Origin of the sequence: Yinghuangia sp. YIM S10712 (assembly GCF_051388935.1) — a bacterium.
Taxonomy (GTDB): domain Bacteria; phylum Actinomycetota; class Actinomycetes; order Streptomycetales; family Streptomycetaceae; genus Yinghuangia.
The window spans coordinates 733,988-751,604 of the sequence record NZ_JBPKBI010000002.1 but is presented as its reverse complement, the minus strand read 5'-3'; the positions used below and the strand labels follow the sequence as shown (position 1 = coordinate 751,604).

Below are 17,617 nucleotides of genomic sequence, written 5' to 3'. Positions count from 1 at the left end.
TCAGATCCCCTTCGGTACGGAAGTGGCGCGCTGGGACCACGACCGACCCAGATGCGCGGCCGCGGCACCCATGGCCGCGCCGCCGATCACGTCGGTCGGATAGTGGACGCCCACGACAAGCCGCGAGAAACCCATCGCGACGGCGGCGGGCACAGTGACCTTGGCCGGCACCAGGCCACGGAAGGCGACGACGGACGCGGCGGCCGACACGGAGTGGGAGGACGGGAAGCTGTGCCGTCCCGCCGTCCGCACCAGCGGTGCGAGTCCCTCGAAGTTCGGACGCGGCCGGCGTACGACGCGCTTGAGCGCCATGCTGGCCGCGTGTGCGGTGGCGATGGTGGCCGTGGCGCGGAGCCACTGCGAGCGACGGTGCTTGTCGAACGCGGCGCCGACAAGACCGGTCGCGAGGAACACGCCACCATGCTCACCCGCGAAGGAAAGGGCCTTGCTGGCCCCCTGGATCACCGGGTGCCCGGTCCGCCCGCGCACACCGCGGTACAGGGCCACGTCAGTCCCGGTGAACATGTTCAATACCTGCCCGGTGGCCGGAAACCCACCAGAGGCCATACGAATCCTCATTCCCACATGTCGCGACGGCACCGGAGAACCGGCCCCCGAGCGCTCTTGTCGTCGGTCGTCGGTCCCGGCCCGGCTCACCGCGTGCGCGCAATGACCCGCACAAGCGGGACGCCGCGCAGCAGGGCGCCAAAGGCCTTAGAGTACGCGAAAGGTTGGTACGGGCTCTGCGGGCGGGGACGCGGTCCACAACGGCGACACGCCCCGCACGGAGCCCACACACAGCACGGTCTTCGCAGGTCAGAGCGTGTCTGATGGAAGCGCTTTCAGTCGATCACTCTGCGCTCTTGTGACAGAACTGTGGCATTACCCGACCCCTTCGCGATCTTCTTGTTCACCCCAGCGGCACCGGGGAGAAACCGCCCGCGATCAGCCGCACCGGCGATCCGCCGCCGTCCGCCGGGACCGCCCACACGTCGGTCACCGCTCCGGAGCCGGCCGGGAGGCCATACGCCACAGTCCGCTGATCAAGCCAAACAGCCTGGTCGTCGACGCTGCGCCGCTCGGCCAGCTCGGTCTCGCGGCCGGTCGCCAGGTCCAGCACATACAGCCGCCACGGCTCGCGCGCATCGTCGGAGACCTTCTTCTTGAAGGCGAGCCGCGTGCCGTCGGGGGACAGCGACGGGCACTCGACGTTCTCACGCAGCACTGTCATCGCGCGTGCGTTCAGGTCGCCGCGCACGAGATAGGTGCGAGCCGGACTGAATGTCGACATCGTCGCGTAGAAGACGTTGTCGTCGGCGGTGAACGTGACGCCCCAGAAGTTGCGGTCGACCGTGCGGACGTCCTTGCCGTCGCGGGTCACCGCGAAGTCCTCCAGCGACGCGACCATCGCGCCGGTGTGCGTGTCGAGGATCGACGTGCGGGTGGCGAAGGACGTGCCGGCGTACGAGTCGCCGTACACGAAGACCGTCCACGACGCCATGCGCCCCGACGCCGACAGGCGGGCTCGGTTGGGTGTGCCGGCCAGTTCGACGCGACGCACCTCCCGCAGCCCGGCGTCGAGGATCAGCGCGTAGTTGCGGGTGACGACGCCGCGGTCCGCGGTCAGGCACAGTGCGGTCCCGGCCGCCGCGTACACCCGGTCGCACGTCCGGTCTCCGACCTGGCGTGGGCCGCCGGGATCGGTGGCCGACACCGTCGCCAGATGCCCGTAGCCGGGCCCGGACTCCGTGCTGCGGAAAAGCAGCCGCGGCGGCCCTTGCAGCGTCAGAGGCGCGGCCCCGGGGGCGGTGCCGTCCCCGCCGTACATCGCGCGGTCCTCCCGCTCGACGGCGTGCCGGGTGTACGCGACACCCACACCGGCGAGCACCGCAAGCGCCAGCACGAACACCAGCAGGCGACCGCGCGTGAACACGGCCGTGACCGGCTCCTCGGCTTCCACCGCGTCAACTTCTCCCGCGTCCACGTATGCGCGCCCCTCCCAGCACCGCGACACTCACCGCCACCGCCACCGCGAGCCACACCCCCGACCACCGCACGGCCCCCTCCGGCCCCCACTGCGTCCACGCCCACCCGAACGCGACCGACGAGACGAACCGCCCGGCCGCCTGGCCGGTCTGCAACACCGCCAGCCCGCTGGTCCGCAGCTCGGACGGCAGCTCCGCTCCGGCGGCGGCCATCAGGACACCGTCCGTCATCGCGTAGAAGACACCGTGCAGCGCAAGAGTCCCAACGAGCAGCCCCGCACCGCCGAACGGCCCCGCAAGCAGCACGTAAACGCCGCCCAGCGCGGCGTGCCCGGCAAGGAAGACCCGCCTGCGTCCGACTCGGTCCGCGAACCGGCCCACCGGGATCGCCAACAGCAGGTACACCCCCGCGGTACCGAGCGGCAGCAGGGGGAACCAGTGGGCGGCGATGGCGAGTTCGCGTTGCAGCACGAGATAGACGAACGCGTCGCTCACCGTCGCGACACCGAGCAACGCCGCGCAGAGGCACAACCTGCGGAAGGGCGCGTCGGCGAGCAACCGCACGCCCGCACGCCACGGCGCCGCACGCGCCTTGTCCGGCGAACCGGGCCGGTCGCGTACGAACAGCAGTAGGACGAGCAGGCCGACCATGCCGACACAGAAACTCACCACGAAAACCGCGTCGTACGCCGTCGCGACCGCCGACAGGATCAGGAACGCGATCAGCGGACCGGTGAACGCCCCGGCAGTGTCGAGCGCGCGGTGCACGCCGAACGCCCGGCCCTGGGCCTCGGGCGTGCTCGACAACGAGATCAACGCGTCACGAGGGGCGGTCCGCAGGCCTTTCCCGGCGCGGTCGACCGCGAGCATCGTCCCGATGCCCGGCACCGACGCCCCCACCAGCGGAAGGCCCAGCCTGCTGACCGCGGAGAGTCCGTATCCGGCCGCGGCGACCTTCTTGCGTGCCGAGAACCGGTCGGCGACGTGGCCTCCGGCCAGCCGCAGGGCGACCGTGACGCCGGAGTACAGGCCGTCGAGAAACCCGAAGTACAGGATCGACAGGCCGAGCCCCGTCACGAGGTACACCGGCATGACCGCGGTGACCATCTCCGACGATATGTCGGTGACCAGGCTCACCACCCCGAGCGCGACCACATTGGCCGTGACCACGCCCCGCCCGCGCGTACTCCCCCCGACCGCGTTGCCCAGCCCCGCATCCCGGCCTCGACTCGAAGCCACATACACGCCGCAGAGCCCCCCTCCGGCCGTCACCCACCCCGAGGCACCCTAATCGCCGCACGGCACTTCCGCGGCGGAAGTCGAAAGGCGGGGGTCAGCGGAGGTGCCGCCCGACCGGCCGGCGACAAACGCAGGCGCGACAAAGCGGCAGGCAGCCGACACGCTCTGTGCGGGCTGACTCAACCTGCCGGAGATCACCATGCGGGCGGTGAACCGCCGAAGCGGACAACCCGCCGGCTGTCGCCAGGCGAGGCAGCCGGAGTCAACGAGGGCGACCAGCCGCGAGGACGTGGACGCGCCCCTGCGGACGCGAGGGCAGATGGGCACGACCGAGCGAGAGGCGTCGCTGCGAGAGCCACGGCGCGGGAGCGGGAGCGCGGGAGCGGGAGCGCAGGAGCGCAGGAGCGCAGGAGCGTGAGCGCGTGGACTCGCCGCTGTGGGTGCGAGGGCAGATGGGTGCGGGTTGGGCGAAGAGCCGCTGCGGGGGCGCGGACCGGGGGTTTGCGTCGGGAATGGGGAAGGCCCCGCCGTGGGCGGGGCCTTCCGGGGTGTTGCTTGGTGCCAGGGGTCAGCTCTGGCCGCCGGCGAGCTTCTCGCGAAGAGCGGCGAGAGCCTCGTCGGAGGCTAGGGCGCCGCCACCGGTGGACTGGGGCTCGGCCGGGGCCGACGAGTAGGAGCCGCCGCCGGCGTTGCCGGACTCGGCCGCCGCCTCGGCCTCGGCCTCGCGGGCCTTGACGACCTGCTGCTGGTGCGACTCGAAGCGCTGCTGGGCCTCGGCGTACTGCCGCTCCCACTCCTCGCGCTGCTTGTCGTAGCCCTCGAGCCAGTCGTTGGTCTCCGGGTCGAAGCCCTCGGGGTAGATGTAGTTGCCCGCGTCGTCGTACGTCGCGGCCATGCCGTACAGCGTCGGGTCGAACTCGGCTTCGTTCGGGTCCGCGCCGAAGGCCTCGTTGGCCTGCTTGAGCGACAGGCTGATGCGGCGGCGCTCCAGGTCGATGTCGATGACCTTGACGAAGATCTCGTCGCCGACCTGGACGACCTGCTCCGGGATCTCGACGTGGCGCTCGGCCAGCTCGGAGATGTGGACCAGGCCCTCGATGCCCTCGTCGACCCGCACGAACGCGCCGAACGGCACCAGCTTGGTGACCTTGCCCGGGACGACCTGGCCGATCTGGTGGGTGCGGGCGAACTGCTGCCACGGGTCTTCCTGGGTCGCCTTCAGCGACAGGGAGACGCGCTCGCGGTCCATGTCGACGTCCAGGACCTCGACTGTGACCTCCTGGCCGACCTCGACAACCTCGGACGGGTGGTCGATGTGCTTCCAGGACAGCTCGGAGACGTGCACCAGACCGTCGACGCCGCCGAGGTCGACGAACGCACCGAAGTTGACGATCGAGGAGACGACGCCCGTGCGGACCTGACCCTTCTGCAGGGTCGTGAGGAACGTCTGGCGGACCTCGGACTGGGTCTGCTCAAGCCACGCGCGGCGGGACAGGACCACGTTGTTGCGGTTCTTGTCCAGCTCGATGATCTTGGCTTCGAGCTCCTTGCCGACGTACGGCTGGAGGTCGCGGACGCGGCGCATCTCGACAAGCGACGCGGGGAGGAAGCCGCGGAGGCCGATGTCGAGGATGAGACCACCCTTGACGACCTCGATGACGGTACCGGTGACGATGCCGTCCTCTTCCTTGATCTTCTCGATCGTGCCCCAAGCCCGCTCGTACTGCGCGCGCTTCTTCGAGAGGATCAGGCGGCCTTCCTTGTCCTCCTTCTGGAGAACAAGGGCCTCGATGTTGTCGCCGACCGCGACAACCTCGTGCGGGTCCACGTCGTGCTTGATGGACAGCTCGCGGGACGGGATGACGCCTTCGGTCTTGTAACCGATGTCGAGCAGGACCTCGTCCCGGTCGACCTTGACGATCACGCCATCCACGATGTCGCCGTCGTTGAAGTACTTGATCGTCTCATCGATCGCCGCGAGGAAAGCTTCCTCGGAACCGATGTCGTTGACCGCCACCTGCGGGGTGGTTCGAGTGGCCTCGGTGCTGCTCGTCATGTGGGAAAGGGCTCCGGTACGGACAGAAGTCGTCGGTAATACCACGCTCCAGGACCCGGTTTCGCCCTGTCGGACCGACAGCCAAGGGGATTGACCGAACCGAACGACAAAGGTGAGCGCGACCTGCTCCGTCTGAGTTCACGCAGGCCCGCGGCGCAACTTGCAGCATACGGGGCCGTCAGAGCGCGGTCAACGCGCGAGGCAACGGGCGGGTGGGCGGCCATGACGCGCCCCTACGGCGGTGCGGCGCCCGCCGCAACCAATCCCGCACGGGCGGCACGATAACGTACACCGATCCGGAACAACAGCACGTGAGGCAATTCATATGCACCAGACCGGGCCCGGCGCGTCGGCCGACGTGAGCGCGGGCGGCGTCGGTCGCCGTGCGGTCGGTGCCGCGGAGAGCGTGCGGGCCGGGCGCTCGTGGTGGGACGCCAACGCCGACGACTACCAGGCCGAGCACGGCGACTTCCTCGGCGACACGCGCTTCGTGTGGGGCCCGGAGGGGCTCGACGAACAAGACGCCCGCCTTCTCGGCGAGGTCGCCGGAAAGCGTGTACTGGAGGTGGGCGCGGGTGCCGCACAGTCCTCGCGCAGCCTGCTCGAACGCGGGGCCTTCCCGGTCGCGCTCGACCTGTCGTTCCGGCAGTTGCAGCACTCTCGGCGCATCGACGGCGCGCACGGCACCGCGGTGCCGACCGTCCAGGCGGACGCCGCGGCGCTGCCGTTCCGCGACGGCTCTTTCGACCTGGCGTTCTCGGCGTACGGCGCGCTGCCGTTCAGCCCCGACGGCGCCGGCATCATGCGCGAGGTGCACCGCGTCCTCAAACCGGGCGGGAGGTGGGTGTTCTCCCTGACCCATCCAATTCGCTGGGCATTTCCCGACGACCCGGGCGAAAACGGGCTGACCGCGACACACTCGTACTTCGACACCACGCCGTACGTCGAGGAGGACGCGGCCGGCGACGTCACATACGTCGAGCACCACAGGACCCTCGGGATGCGCGTCCGCGAGGTCGCGGGGGCGGGGTTCCGGCTGGTCGACCTCGTCGAACCGGAGTGGCCCGAACACCTGGTCCAGGTCTGGGGCGGGTGGAGCCCGACCCGGGGGCGGAGGATCCCGGGGACCGCGATCTTCGTGTGCGACCGGGACTGACCGGCGGCCCCCGGCATCAGCCGTCGTCGGCGCGGGTGGCGGCGGACAGCGTGAGCGTGTCGTCGTGCGCCGGTTCGGCCGGGTCGAAATCGACTTCGGCAGCGGGAACTTGGTCGGGTGACGGGTCCGCCTCGGCGGCGGGGTCCCGTATGCCGCCGTCGGCGTCGCCCGCCTTGCGGCGGCCCAAGTACTCGGTCAGCAGCGCCGTCAGGAAGAGCAGCACCCCGGCGACCACCAGGCCCAGCGGAAGCCGGTCGTGGACCAGGAGCAGCCACGACTTCTGCTCCCTGGCGTCCGCGACGAGCTCGTCCGACGACTCGGCCGTCATCTTGACGTGGCCGTCGAACAGCACGAATCTGCCCGGGTTGGCCGGGTCGTCGGGGTTCGGGGTGCGCAGTTCCTCCGTGCGGCGTTCCTCTGCGTACACAGGCAGGCCGGTGACCGGCTCGACGAGGATGCTGCGGGTGCCGGTGAACCAGCGCTCCATTCCGGCGGCTTCGATCTCGGCCGGGTTGACGCCGCCGGGAAGGCGCGGGATGCCCGCCCTGGTCCACGGCACCTCGTGCTCGAAACGGTAGACCGTGAGGCCGTCCAGGGTCTCGGTGCCTTTGTAGTGGATCGTCGCCGCGGTGCCGGTCTGCGGGTCGAAGTAGTTGTAGCCGCGCTTCTGCACGAAGTACGGCCACTTGTAGCGGACTCCGACATGCGCGGCCGGCTTGCCGTCGACGCTTTCGGCGCAGCAGTCGTCGGGGTTCTGGGTGACCGCGTCGAAGGCGTAGCGCTCGGGGATCCGGGTGACGACCGTGCCCGCGCTGTCGGTCACCGTGAGGCTGATGTCCCAGACGACGGTGCCGTCGTCGCCGGCTCCCGCGTCGGGCCGCACGGTCCGGACGATCGTGGCCTTGCCCTTGCCCGGGCCGTTCGGGTCGCCGACGACGGTCGCGTTGTCGGCCTGCGAGACCGTCACCCGGTACGCGTCCTCACCGGCAAGGGTGTTCGCGACGAGGCGGGGGAACACGAACTCGCGGAACAGCGGCGCGAGCGCCACGCAGAACGCCGCCGACGCCAGCAGAACGAGAGCGGCCCTACGTCGCATCGGGAGTCACTTCGAGCGGCTTGGTGACCTTGCCGGGCTCGGGCACCGCGAGCGCGGCCACCGCGTAGGCGACGCCCATCGCCAGCACCAGGCCGACGACGACCGCGGCGAAGGCACGCATCACGAACCCTCCTTTGTGCTCCGGGGACGGCACCGTAGCAAGGCGGGGCTCAGATGAGAACCTGTTCTTGATTGGTTCGTGGCGGGGCGCTTGTAGCGCGGCTGACGTGTAGTCAGTTTCTGTGTCTATGCGGAGGTTTACTCGGGCTGGGGCTCGTTGTCGCCGGGGTAACCAGGCCCCCCACCGGTTCGAGATCATGTTGCATCAGGGATATGACAACCGCCCCCCGCTTCTCCGCTGCTCAACCGGCCGACGCCGACGACTCCCCGGTCGGTTTCGTGTTCGTCGGGGACGTCTTGGTGCCGGAAGGCGGGGGCGTCGACACGTTGTCCGTCGGCTTGGTCGGAGACGGTGACGCGGTCGTCGCCGGCGGCGACGTAGGCGGTGTGGTGGTCGCGGGAGGCGGGGGCGGGGGCGGTGCCGCCGTGGTCGGCGCGGGCGCCGGCGGAGCGGGCGGCGGTGCGGCGACCGGCGGCAGGCTGGCCGCGATCGGGCGGACCCCCGCCTGGTAGAACACCATCCACGCCTTGACCGAATTCACGTACGCGGCCGACCGGTTGTAGCTGTAGATGGCCCGGTCCAGGCCCGCCGGCGTACCCAGGTCGCGGTCACCCGCACACAAGTAGCGTGCGGCGGTGAGCGCCGCGTCGAAGACGTTCTGTGGATCGGCCTTCCGGTCGTTGCTGCCGTCGAGCGCGTACGCCCGCCACGATGTCGGGATGAACTGCATCGGGCCCACCGCGCGGTCGTACTCACGGTCGTAGTCGAGCGCACCCTGGTCGGTGTCGCGGATGGCCATCGTGTTGCGGCTGCCGTCGAGCCGCGGGCCCAGGATCGGCGTCACCGCGGTACCGGCGACGTCGACCTGCCCGCCGTTGGCGTGCCCCGACTCGACGCGCCCGATACCGGCGAGGAGTTGCCACGGCAGCCGGCAGTCCGGGTCGGCCTTGGCGGTGGTCACCGCGGCCATCTGGTACGCCAGCAGCACGATCCGCGGAATCCCGTTCGAGCCCATCGCCACCACCGCGGGCGTCCCCGCCGACGGCACGGTGACCGGCGCCGCGGGCGGCGGCGCAAGCGGCGCCCCCGGTGTCGGAGACGCCGTGGTCTCCACCGGCGCGGCGAGCGGAACGGCGGGCGGCAGCGCGAGGTCGACCGGCGAACCGCCGTTCACCGGGCCGTCTTCCGGATCGGGCTCCGGGTCGGACATCTTCGGCACGTCGGAGACGTCGACTCGCTTGGTGGTCACCATCGTGAACAGGTTCTCCACCGAGGCAGCCGCGACCAGGAGCAACGCGACCACGGCCGCCGCCCCGACCCACGGGTTGATGATCCGGCGCCGCCACGGACGCTTCGCGGACTCGGACGGCGTACCGCCCACCGCGGCCTCTTCACGGGCGGCCATCTCGGGCGGGCGGGAACCCAGCGACGTGATCCACTCGTCGATCTCGTCGGCCGAGTCCCCACCGGCCGGAGCCTCCTTCGCGGCGGCGTCCGGTCTGGCGGCCACAGCGACCGCCACGGCAACCGGCGCGGCGGCCGACTTCCCCTCGTCCTGCGCCGCGGCCTCGTCAGGTCGCGGCGTGTCCGCGTCCCCGCTGCCCGAAACCGCTGACGGCTGCGGCCGTTCCGGATCCCGCGGACCCGGCCCCCGCTCGGCCTCGCCCACGAACCGCCCCCTTTGCACCGGCTGTATGTCGGCCTGCCGCCCCCGGCGCGGCCGGGACCGCCTCGTACCCGGCCCGGGCAACGGCAAGCGGAACTGAACCTACGTCAGGTTCCTTCACCACTCCAGCCCTTCGCCCCGTCTCACGCCGGCCCGGCGCCGATTCCCCCGCCACGCCAGGGCAGTTCCGGCAAAACGCACAGGCAGACGGCGGACAGCAGGCCGGGCCGGACGCGGTGGGCACGACACAGCCAAGTCGACAGGGGCGACGAGACGGCAGCACACCGTCACGCCGAAACGCCACCGGAATGTTCGGTGAACTTCCGGCGCGACCATGGTTCCAGGCCACGAACTCCACCAAGTCGAACGTGCCCTGACGCGGCGTCAGTGGCCCGCGTCCTCCCACGTCGCACCGAAGCCCACCGACACGTCCAACGGCGCCCGCAGCGGGTACGCGCCGGCCATCGCGCTCCGCACCAACTCCTCGACCGGCACACGCTCCCCCGGCGCGACCTCCAACACCAACTCGTCGTGCACCTGAAGCAGCACCCGGGACGCGAACCCGCCCTCCCGCAGACCCGCGTCGACCGCCAGCATCGCGACCTTGACGATGTCCGCCGCCGACCCCTGGATCGGCGCGTTCAAGGCCATCCGCTCCGCCATCTCCCGGCGCTGCCGGTTGTCGCTCGTCAGATCCGGCAGATACCGGCGGCGCCCGAACACCGTCTCGGTGTAGCCGGTCTGCCGCGCCTCGTCGACCACCGCACGCAGATAGTCACGCACCCCGCCGAACCGCTCGAAGTACGTCGCCATCAGCTTTCGGGCCTCCTCCGGCGTGATGTCGAGCTGCTGCGACAACCCGAACGCCGAAAGCCCGTACGCCAGCCCGTACGACATCGCCTTGATCTTGCGGCGCATCTCCGCGTCCACGCGGTCCGTCGGCACCGCGAAAACCGCCGACGCGACCGTGTTGTGCAGATCCTCACCGGACGTGAACGCCTCGATCAACGCCTCGTCACCGGACAGATGCGCCATGATGCGCAGCTCGATCTGGCTGTAGTCGGCCGTCAGCAACCCCTCGAAACCCTCACCGACCACGAACGACCGCCGAATCAACCGGCCTTCCTCGGTGCGGATCGGGATGTTCTGCAGATTCGGGTCCTTCGACGACAGCCGCCCGGTCGCGGCCACCGTCTGCTGGAACGTCGTATGGATCCGCCCGTCGTCGGCAATCGTCTTGACCAGGCCCTCGACCGTCACCCGAAGCTTCGTCTGATCCCGATGCCGCAACAACGCGGCCAGCAGATCCTGCGCCGGCACCGGAATCCCCGGCTGCGTCGCCAGCCACGTCAAAGCGTCCGCGTCGGTCGTGTAACCCGTCTTGATCTTCTTCGTCTTCGGCAGGTCCATCTCGCCGAACAAGATCTCCTGCAACTGCTTCGGCGACCCGAGGTTGAACTCCCGGCCCACCGCCTCGTGCGCGAGCTCCGTCGCCTGCTTGACCGCAGCTCCGAACTGCGCCTCCAGCTTGTCCAGGTACTCGCGGTCCGCAGCGATCCCCACCTGCTCCATCCGCGCCAGCACCGCCATCAACGGCAGCTCCATGTCGCGCAGCAGACCCAACGCCCCGCGCTTGTCCAACTCCTCGTCCAACGCGGCGGCAAGATCCACAACCGCTCGCGCGGCCAGCATCAACGCCTCGCCGCGCGCCGCCTCCGCCTCCTCCTCACCGGACATGTCGAACGCCAACTGCCCGCCTGCGGCGACCTCGTCGACCTTCAACTCCCGGTGCAGGAACCGCTGCGTCAACGTCTCCAGGGCGAACGACCGCTGCCCCGGCAGCACCAGATACGCGCCCAACGCGGTGTCCGACGTCAGGCCGGCGAGATCCCAGCCGTGCGCCTTGAACGCCAGCATCGGGCCCTTCGCGTCATGCACGGCCTTCGTCCGCGCCGGATCCGCAAGCCACGCGGCGAGCGCCCCGTCGTCCGCCTCGTCAAGCGCCAACGGGTCGATGAAAGCCGCCGTGCCGTCCGCAGCCGCCAGCGCCAGCCCCGTGACCGTGCCCGTGCCCCGCCCCGACGTGCCCTCCACCGCCAAGCCCGTACGCCCGTCCCCCGACGCATGCTCGGCCAGCCACGCCGCCACCTCGCCGGTGCCCAGCACCGACGTCTCCAGCACGAAACCGTCCTCCACCACCAGGACGTCCGCGCCGTCCCCCGCGGCAGCCGCCGGGTCCACCGCGAAGATGCGGTCGCGGAAGTTCGCGGCACGGAACTCCAGCGTGTCCATCACCTGTTCCAGCGCCGGACGGTCGAACGCCTTCCGCGCCAAATCCGCCGGCGCGACATCCAGCGGGACGTCCCGCACCAGCTCCGTCAACTCACGGTTTCGCCGCACCGACTCAAGGTGATCGCGGAAATTCTGCCCCGCCTTGCCCTTGACCTCGTCGGCCCGCTCCACCAGCTCGTGGAACGACCCGAACTCGCGGATCCACTTCGCCGCCGTCTTCTCCCCGACCCCCGGAATGCCCGGCAGGTTATCCGACGGGTCACCGCGCAGCGCCGCGAAATCCGGATACTGCTGCGGCGTGAGCTGGTACTTCTCCTCCACCGCCTCCGGTGTGAACCGGTGCAGCTTGCTGACCCCCAGCATCGGATACAGCACCGTCACATCCGGCGACACCAACTGCAAGGCGTCACGGTCGCCGGTGAGGATCAAGACCTCGAAGCCCTCCTCCGCCGCCCGCGTCGTCACCGTCGCGATGACGTCGTCCGCCTCGAAGCCCTCGACCCGCATCGTCCGGATGCCCATCGCGTGCAGCACATCCACGATCAGCTCGACCTGGCCCCGGAACTCCTCCGGCGTCTCCGAGCGGTTCGCCTTGTACTCCGCGAACCGCTCCGTACGGAACGACTGCCGCGAGACGTCGAAAGCCACACCGACATGCGTCGGGGCCTCGTCACGCAGCACATTCGCCAGCATCGACGTGAAACCGAACACCGCCTGCGTCGGCTGCCCCGTCGCCGTCGACATCGTGGCCTCCTTGAGCGCGTAGAACGCGCGATACGCCAAGGAATGCCCGTCGAGCAACAACAAGCGCGGACGCGCGCCGGAGGTCATCGCGCCGGAAGGTACGGAAGGCTGGGGTGCGTCAGAGGAAGCCACACACAGATCCTAGGCTGGGACGCCGACACACCCGGCCACGTCTTTCCCACGCACCCTTCCCGCGCACCCTTTCCCGCGCACCCACGCGGCAGCCGCGGCGGAGCCGCCCCCGGCAGGCAAGCCCACACCCCAAGCGACGGAGGAACCACGCCGTGACGACCGTCCGCAAGTTCGAGTTCCCCCTGCCCGTCGACGAGCTCACCGGCATCTTCGGCGCCGACACCGCCCGCGCCACCCTCGGCGGCACCATGGGCATCGTCGTCCACGAGGCGACCGCCGACCGCGTCGTCGCCACCATGCCCGTCGACGGCAACACCCAGCCCTACGGCCTCCTCCACGGCGGCGCCTCCTGCGTCCTCGCCGAAACCCTCGGCTCGATCGGCTCCTCCATCCACGCAGGCCCGGACGCCGTCACCGTCGGCATCGAGATCAACGCCACCCACCACCGCTCGGCCACCAGCGGCCTCGTCACCGGAACCGCGACACCCGTACACCTCGGCCGTACCCTCGCGACCTGGGACATCGCCATCACCGACGAAGCCGGCAAACGCGTCTGCACCGCCCGGCTCACCTGCATGATCCGGCCGAACACAGTCAGCGGCTGACCAGTTCGTCGACCCTGCCGAGATAGGCGATCCGCCCGGCCGTCACCTGATACAGGTACACGTCCTCCCCCACGAAATCGCCCTTCTCGTCGAAGGCGAAAGTCCTCGTCAAGCCGCGGTACGTCGCCTTCCGCAGACTCCCGAGCACCGCCTCACGGGTCACCTCGGAACCCGCCGCATCGAGCTTCCCGATTTCCTCCACGACCATGTTCGCCACGTCGTACGCCTCCGCGGAATACGCCCCCGGGTCCATCTTGAACTTGGCCCGGTAATCCGCGCTGAACTCCTTCATCGACGGCTCGGCACCCGCGTCCGCGCACGGGCACGCGACAAACCAATTCTCCGCCGCGTCCCCCGCCGACTCCACGAACCTCGCATCTTTGGTGCCGTCACCCGCAATCACCGGTATCGCGACACCCGCCTCCTTCAACTCCCTCGCGAGCAGCGCGGCATCCCGGTAATAACCGGCATACACCAGCCCTTCCGCACCGGAATCCCTCACCCTGGCCGCCGCGGGTCCGTAATCCGGTGTCCCCTTCGGCACCGACTCGCTCACCACCTGCACCCCGGCCCTGCCCGACTCATGCCGCACGACATCCCCCAACCCCACGCCGTACTCGGTCCCGTCATCCACCACGAGGACCTTCCTCAGCCCCAACTCCCTCAAATACGACGCGATCCCCGAACCCTGCGCGACATCACCCGGCACCCCCCGCAACAACGACGCGAAACCATTCCCCGGATCCGTCAACCCCGGGCTCGTCGCCGACGGCGACACCGCCGCCAACTTCGCCGCCGCGTACAACTGCCCGGACGCCCTCGCCGTGTCCGAAAACGCCGGACCGATCACCGCCACGACGTCACCGTCGCCGATCAACCTCTGCGCGGCAGCCGGCGCCTGCGCCTCCGACCCGCCGTCATCCGACTTGACCAACCTCACCTGGAACGGAGCTTCCGGAGAACTGTTGAACTTCTCGACCGCCAGCTCGACACCGTTCGCCTCGTTGATTCCGAACTGCCCGTTGCCACCGGACAAGCCCGCCTGGAAACCAATCGTGTACGTCTTGGCGCCGCCACCTCCGCCGGAATCGCCCCCGGAACCACAACCGCCCAGAAAAAGCGCGGACAATCCCGCGACCAGCGCCAAATTCAGCACGTGCCTGTTCAGCACAGCCCACCCTTCGAAAACAAAACCCACCCGAACAAACAAAAACCGCCCGGACTCCGCAAAGCCAGGGCGGTCATCAAGGATCGACGCGCGAAAACGGAGACGGAAACCCGCTACTCCGCGACTTCACCCCCCGAAACCACAACCTCCGCGACCGCCCGCATCGACAGCCGACGGTCCATCGACGTCTTCTGGATCCACCGGAAAGCCTCCGGCTCGGACAACCCATACCGCTCCTGAAGCACCGACTTGGCCCGATCCACCAGCTTCCGGGTCTCCAGACGCTGCGTCAGATCGACGACCTCACGCTCCAACGCGGCAAGCTCGGTGAACCGCGACACCGCCATCTCGATGGCCGGCACCAAATCACCCTTCGTGAACGGCTTGACCAAATACGCCATCGCCCCCGCGTCCCGCGCACGCTCCACAAGCTCGCGCTGCGAGAACGCCGTCAGCATCAACACCGGGGCAAGCCGCGCCCCGGCGATCCGCTCCGCGGCCGAGATACCGTCGAGAACGGGCATTTTGACATCGAGGATCACCAGACTCGGCCGCAACTCCTCGACCAAACGCACGGCGGCCTCCCCGTCCCCGGCCTCCCCGACGACGCGGTAACCCTCCTCCTCCAGCATCTCCTTGAGATCCAGCCGGATCAGCGCCTCATCCTCGGCGATGACCACGCGGATACCGGAGTCGCCGGCGGACTGCTCCGGCGGCTTGGCGGCTGACGTCACGGCTCTCCTAGGTTCGGGCGATACCTGCAGGCAGAAGGGTACCGAGAGGCGGTATCGTAGAGCGCGCTGAGGGCGACCGACGCACACAATAAAGGGCAAAACGGACATTATTCCCAAGTCCCGATATATAGGCCGGAATGGCGAAATCAGGCAAACGCGGTGGTCTCAAACACCACTGCCCGAAAGGGCTTGCGGGTTCGAGTCCCGCTTCCGGCACCGCCACACGATCAGTGAAAACTTGAGCACGAACACTCATTCGAGTGTTTTGTGCTTGGTTTTTCTTTCGCGTGATCCGCAGGGGCGTCAGAGTCGGTCACATGTTCGCTCCTCATCCACCAGAAGTCCGTTACCGTGCCATCGCCATGCTGCGCGCCGGGCAACGCAATTCGGAAGTCGCAAGCGCACTGGGTATCCCGGCAGGCACAATCGCACACTGGCGCCACAACGATCGCGCACGCCGTAATGAACTGCCGGGACGCCGACAGGCTCAATGCTTCCGGTGTCTACAGCTCGATGTCGACCAAGTGGCATATGCCTACTTGCTCGGGCTCTACCTCGGGGACGGCCACATCGCCCACCACCGCAGATGCTGCAGCCTGTCCATCTACTGCGACAACAAATGGCCTGGCCTCATCCTTGCAGCACAAACGGCGATCGATCGGGTCCTGCCGGGCTCAACGTCGAACCTGGTCCCGCAGCCTGGTTGTACCGAGGTCAAGCGGTACTCGCAGCACTGGCCCTGCCTCTTCCCTCAGCATGGAAAAGGCATGAAGCATCTGCGAATCGTGCAACTTGCTTCCTGGCAGCGCGAGATGGTCGAGGCTCACCCTTGGCCGTTCATCCGTGGCCTCATCCACTCCGACGGCTGCCGCATCACCAACTGGACTGTCAGGACCGTCGCAGGGCAGCCCAAGCGCTACGAATACCCGCGCTACATGTTCAGCAACGAGTCCACCGACATCAAAGGCCTGTTCACCTGGGCCCTCGACATGGTCGGCGTCGCGTGGAAGGTGGCCAACCGCAAGAACATCTCCGTCGCCCGCAAGGAGGCCGTCGCCTTGATGGATCTCCACGTCGGGCGTAAGCGGCTACCGCCTACCGGCCGACCATTTCTCCTATGTGGTGCACACGGATCATGTTGGTCGAGCCGGGGACTCCCGGGGGCGAGCCGGCGGTGATGATGACGACGTCGCCGGGCTTGCAGCGGCCGATGTTGAGGAGTGCGGCGTCGACTTGCTGCACCATCTCGTCGGTGTGCTCGCACAGTTCGCCGAGGAAGGTCTCGACGCCCCAGGTCAACGAGAGTTGGCTGCGGACCGACTGCTCGGGGGTGAAGGCGAGCGTCGGGATCATCGGGCGGTAGCGGGACAGGCGGCGGGCGGTGTCGCCGCTCTGGGTGAAGGCGACGAGATACTTGGCGCCGAGGCGTTCGCCGATCTCGGCGGCTGCGGCGGCGATGACGCCGCCTTGCGTGCGCGGGTCCGGGAGGGAGCGCAACTCCTCCTGGAGGGCCGAGGATTCCTCGGCGGCGGTGATGATGCGGGCCATCGTCTTGACGGTCTCGATGGGGTACTTCCCGACCGAGGTCTCGCCGGAGAGCATCACGGCGTCGGTGCCGTCGAGGACCGCGTTGGCGACGTCGGAGGCCTCGGCGCGGGTGGGGCGCGAGGCGTTGATCATCGAGTCGAGCATCTGGGTGGCGACGATGACCGGCTTGGCGTTGGCCCGGGCGAGGGTGATGCAGCGCTTTTGGACGAGGGGGACTTGTTCGAGGGGCATTTCGACGCCGAGGTCGCCGCGGGCGACCATGATGCCGTCGAAGGCCTCGACGATTTCCTCCAGGTTGGCGACCGCCTGGGGCTTCTCGATCTTGGCGATGACCGGGACGCGGTAGCCGACTTCGTCCATGATGCGGTGGACGTCGGCGGCGTCCTGGGCGCTGCGGACGAACGAGAGGGCGACCATGTCGCAGCGCATGCGCAGGGCCCAGCGGAGGTCTTCGATGTCCTTGTCGGACAAGGCGGGGACGCTGACGGCGACGCCGGGCAGGTTGAGGCCCTTGTGGTCGGAGACCATGCCGCCTTCGATGACCATGGTGTGGACGCGGGGGCCTTCGACGTCGGTGACTTCGAGGGTGACGCGGCCGTCGTCGACGAGGATGCGCTCGCCTTTGCCGACATCGCCCTGGAGTCCCTTGTAGGTGGTGGAGACTTCGTGGCGGTCGCCGGGGACTTCTTCGGTGGTGATGGTGAATTCGTCGCCGCGTTCGAGGAGGACGGGGCCTTCCGCGAAGTTGCCGAGGCGGATCTTGGGACCTTGGAGGTCCATGAGGATGCCGACGCTGCGGCCGGATTCGTCAGATGCCTTGCGGACGCGGTGATAGCGCTCTTCGTGCTCGGCGTATGTGCCGTGGCTGAGGTTGAAGCGGGCTACGTCCATGCCTGCGTCCACGAGCGTGCGGATTTGCTCGTAGCTGTTGGTGGCTGGGCCCAGAGTGCAGACAATTTTGGCTCGACGCATGTGGTCAACCCTAGTTCCTACCGGAAGGTAACGGGTGGGGCGGCGTCCGGTTTGCCGCTTTGGGTCGATCGACGTCTTGTCGACCGAGCGGGGACACCGAACG

The 17,617-nt window shown here is 68.9% G+C and carries 14 protein-coding genes and 1 tRNA gene; 4 read left to right on the top strand and 11 right to left on the bottom strand.

The genetic code is table 11. From position 1 onward, the window contains the following. The 4 genes from ACRX5W_RS08665 to rpsA all read right to left on the bottom strand — a co-directional run bounded on the left by ACRX5W_RS08665 (nt 1) and on the right by rpsA (nt 5,280). Complete coding sequence (locus ACRX5W_RS08665) at nt 1–525, bottom strand: phosphatase PAP2 family protein (RefSeq protein WP_436787361.1); 525 nt, start codon at nt 523–525, stop codon at nt 1–3. A gap of 385 nt (nt 526–910) precedes the next feature. Then, nucleotides 911–1,984 (bottom strand): hypothetical protein, encoded by a 1,074-nt coding sequence (locus ACRX5W_RS08660; protein ID WP_436787360.1) that lies wholly within the window; start codon nt 1,982–1,984, stop codon nt 911–913. Continuing rightward, complete coding sequence (locus ACRX5W_RS08655; protein WP_436787359.1) at nt 1,965–3,230, bottom strand: MFS transporter; 1,266 nt, start codon at nt 3,228–3,230, stop codon at nt 1,965–1,967. Before ACRX5W_RS08655 ends, ACRX5W_RS08660 begins: the two co-directional genes overlap by 20 nt. A gap of 562 nt (nt 3,231–3,792) precedes the next feature. After that, nucleotides 3,793–5,280 (bottom strand): 30S ribosomal protein S1, encoded by a 1,488-nt coding sequence (gene rpsA, locus ACRX5W_RS08650; RefSeq protein WP_436787358.1) that lies wholly within the window; start codon nt 5,278–5,280, stop codon nt 3,793–3,795. Between the two features lie 325 nt (nt 5,281–5,605). Between rpsA and ACRX5W_RS08645 the strand changes: the two genes are divergently transcribed. Further along, nucleotides 5,606–6,436, top strand: coding sequence for a class I SAM-dependent methyltransferase (locus ACRX5W_RS08645; RefSeq protein ID WP_436787357.1), 831 nt, complete (start codon nt 5,606–5,608; stop codon nt 6,434–6,436). Nucleotides 6,437–6,452: 16 nt separating this feature from the next. On the opposite strand, the gene ACRX5W_RS08640 is transcribed toward ACRX5W_RS08645, so the two are convergent. The 4 genes from ACRX5W_RS08640 to polA form a co-directional block, all read right to left on the bottom strand. Then, complete coding sequence (locus ACRX5W_RS08640) at nt 6,453–7,532, bottom strand: DUF3068 domain-containing protein (RefSeq protein ID WP_436787356.1); 1,080 nt, start codon at nt 7,530–7,532, stop codon at nt 6,453–6,455. After that, nucleotides 7,522–7,653, bottom strand: a complete 132-nt coding sequence (locus ACRX5W_RS08635; protein WP_436787355.1) for a hypothetical protein — start codon at nt 7,651–7,653, stop codon at nt 7,522–7,524. The genes ACRX5W_RS08640 and ACRX5W_RS08635 overlap by 11 nt, the downstream gene beginning before the upstream one ends. A 241-nt stretch (nt 7,654–7,894) precedes the next feature. Beyond that, a complete protein-coding gene (locus ACRX5W_RS08630; RefSeq protein ID WP_436787354.1) occupies nt 7,895–9,163 on the bottom strand; it encodes a lytic transglycosylase domain-containing protein in 1,269 nt (422 codons plus the stop codon). Between the two features lie 540 nt (nt 9,164–9,703). Further along, a complete protein-coding gene (gene polA, locus ACRX5W_RS08625) occupies nt 9,704–12,442 on the bottom strand; it encodes a DNA polymerase I (protein WP_436787353.1) in 2,739 nt (912 codons plus the stop codon). A 197-nt stretch (nt 12,443–12,639) separates the two neighbouring features. Between polA and ACRX5W_RS08620 the strand changes: the two genes are divergently transcribed. Further along, nucleotides 12,640–13,092, top strand: coding sequence for a hotdog fold thioesterase (locus tag ACRX5W_RS08620; RefSeq protein WP_436787352.1), 453 nt, complete (start codon nt 12,640–12,642; stop codon nt 13,090–13,092). Here ACRX5W_RS08620 and ACRX5W_RS08615 read toward each other — a convergent pair. Next, nucleotides 13,082–14,248, bottom strand: coding sequence for a branched-chain amino acid ABC transporter substrate-binding protein (locus ACRX5W_RS08615; RefSeq protein ID WP_436787528.1), 1,167 nt, complete (start codon nt 14,246–14,248; stop codon nt 13,082–13,084). The genes ACRX5W_RS08620 and ACRX5W_RS08615 overlap by 11 nt on opposite strands. A 125-nt stretch (nt 14,249–14,373) precedes the next feature. Next, nucleotides 14,374–14,994: an ANTAR domain-containing response regulator gene (locus ACRX5W_RS08610; RefSeq protein ID WP_436787351.1), complete on the bottom strand. Its 621-nt coding sequence runs from the start codon at nt 14,992–14,994 to the stop codon at nt 14,374–14,376. 131 nt (nt 14,995–15,125) lie between these two features. Here ACRX5W_RS08610 and ACRX5W_RS08605 point away from each other — a divergent pair. Both ACRX5W_RS08605 and ACRX5W_RS08600 read left to right on the top strand, forming a co-directional pair. Continuing rightward, nucleotides 15,126–15,210: transfer RNA gene (locus ACRX5W_RS08605), tRNA-Leu, on the top strand. Between the two features lie 101 nt (nt 15,211–15,311). Then, on the top strand, nt 15,312–16,172 hold the full coding sequence (locus tag ACRX5W_RS08600) for a helix-turn-helix domain-containing protein (RefSeq protein WP_436787350.1): 861 nt from the start codon (nt 15,312–15,314) through the stop codon (nt 16,170–16,172). Here the strand turns inward: ACRX5W_RS08600 and pyk are convergent. After that, on the bottom strand, nt 16,090–17,514 hold the full coding sequence (gene pyk / locus ACRX5W_RS08595; RefSeq protein WP_436787349.1) for a pyruvate kinase: 1,425 nt from the start codon (nt 17,512–17,514) through the stop codon (nt 16,090–16,092). The genes ACRX5W_RS08600 and pyk overlap by 83 nt on opposite strands. Nucleotides 17,515–17,617: the final 103 nt, after the last annotated feature.

Coding starts and splice junctions, on each gene's coding strand:
- ACRX5W_RS08665 (WP_436787361.1), bottom strand. CDS start 525: ATGTTCACCGGGACTGACGTGGCCCTGTACCGCGGTGTGCGCGGGCGG.
- rpsA (WP_436787358.1), bottom strand. CDS start 5,280: ATGACGAGCAGCACCGAGGCCACTCGAACCACCCCGCAGGTGGCGGTC.
- ACRX5W_RS08645 (WP_436787357.1), top strand. CDS start 5,606: ATGCACCAGACCGGGCCCGGCGCGTCGGCCGACGTGAGCGCGGGCGGC.
- ACRX5W_RS08640 (WP_436787356.1), bottom strand. CDS start 7,532: ATGCGACGTAGGGCCGCTCTCGTTCTGCTGGCGTCGGCGGCGTTCTGC.
- ACRX5W_RS08635 (WP_436787355.1), bottom strand. CDS start 7,653: ATGCGTGCCTTCGCCGCGGTCGTCGTCGGCCTGGTGCTGGCGATGGGC.
- polA (WP_436787353.1), bottom strand. CDS start 12,442: ATGACCTCCGGCGCGCGTCCGCGCTTGTTGTTGCTCGACGGGCATTCC.
- ACRX5W_RS08600 (WP_436787350.1), top strand. CDS start 15,312: ATGTTCGCTCCTCATCCACCAGAAGTCCGTTACCGTGCCATCGCCATG.
- pyk (WP_436787349.1), bottom strand. CDS start 17,514: ATGCGTCGAGCCAAAATTGTCTGCACTCTGGGCCCAGCCACCAACAGC.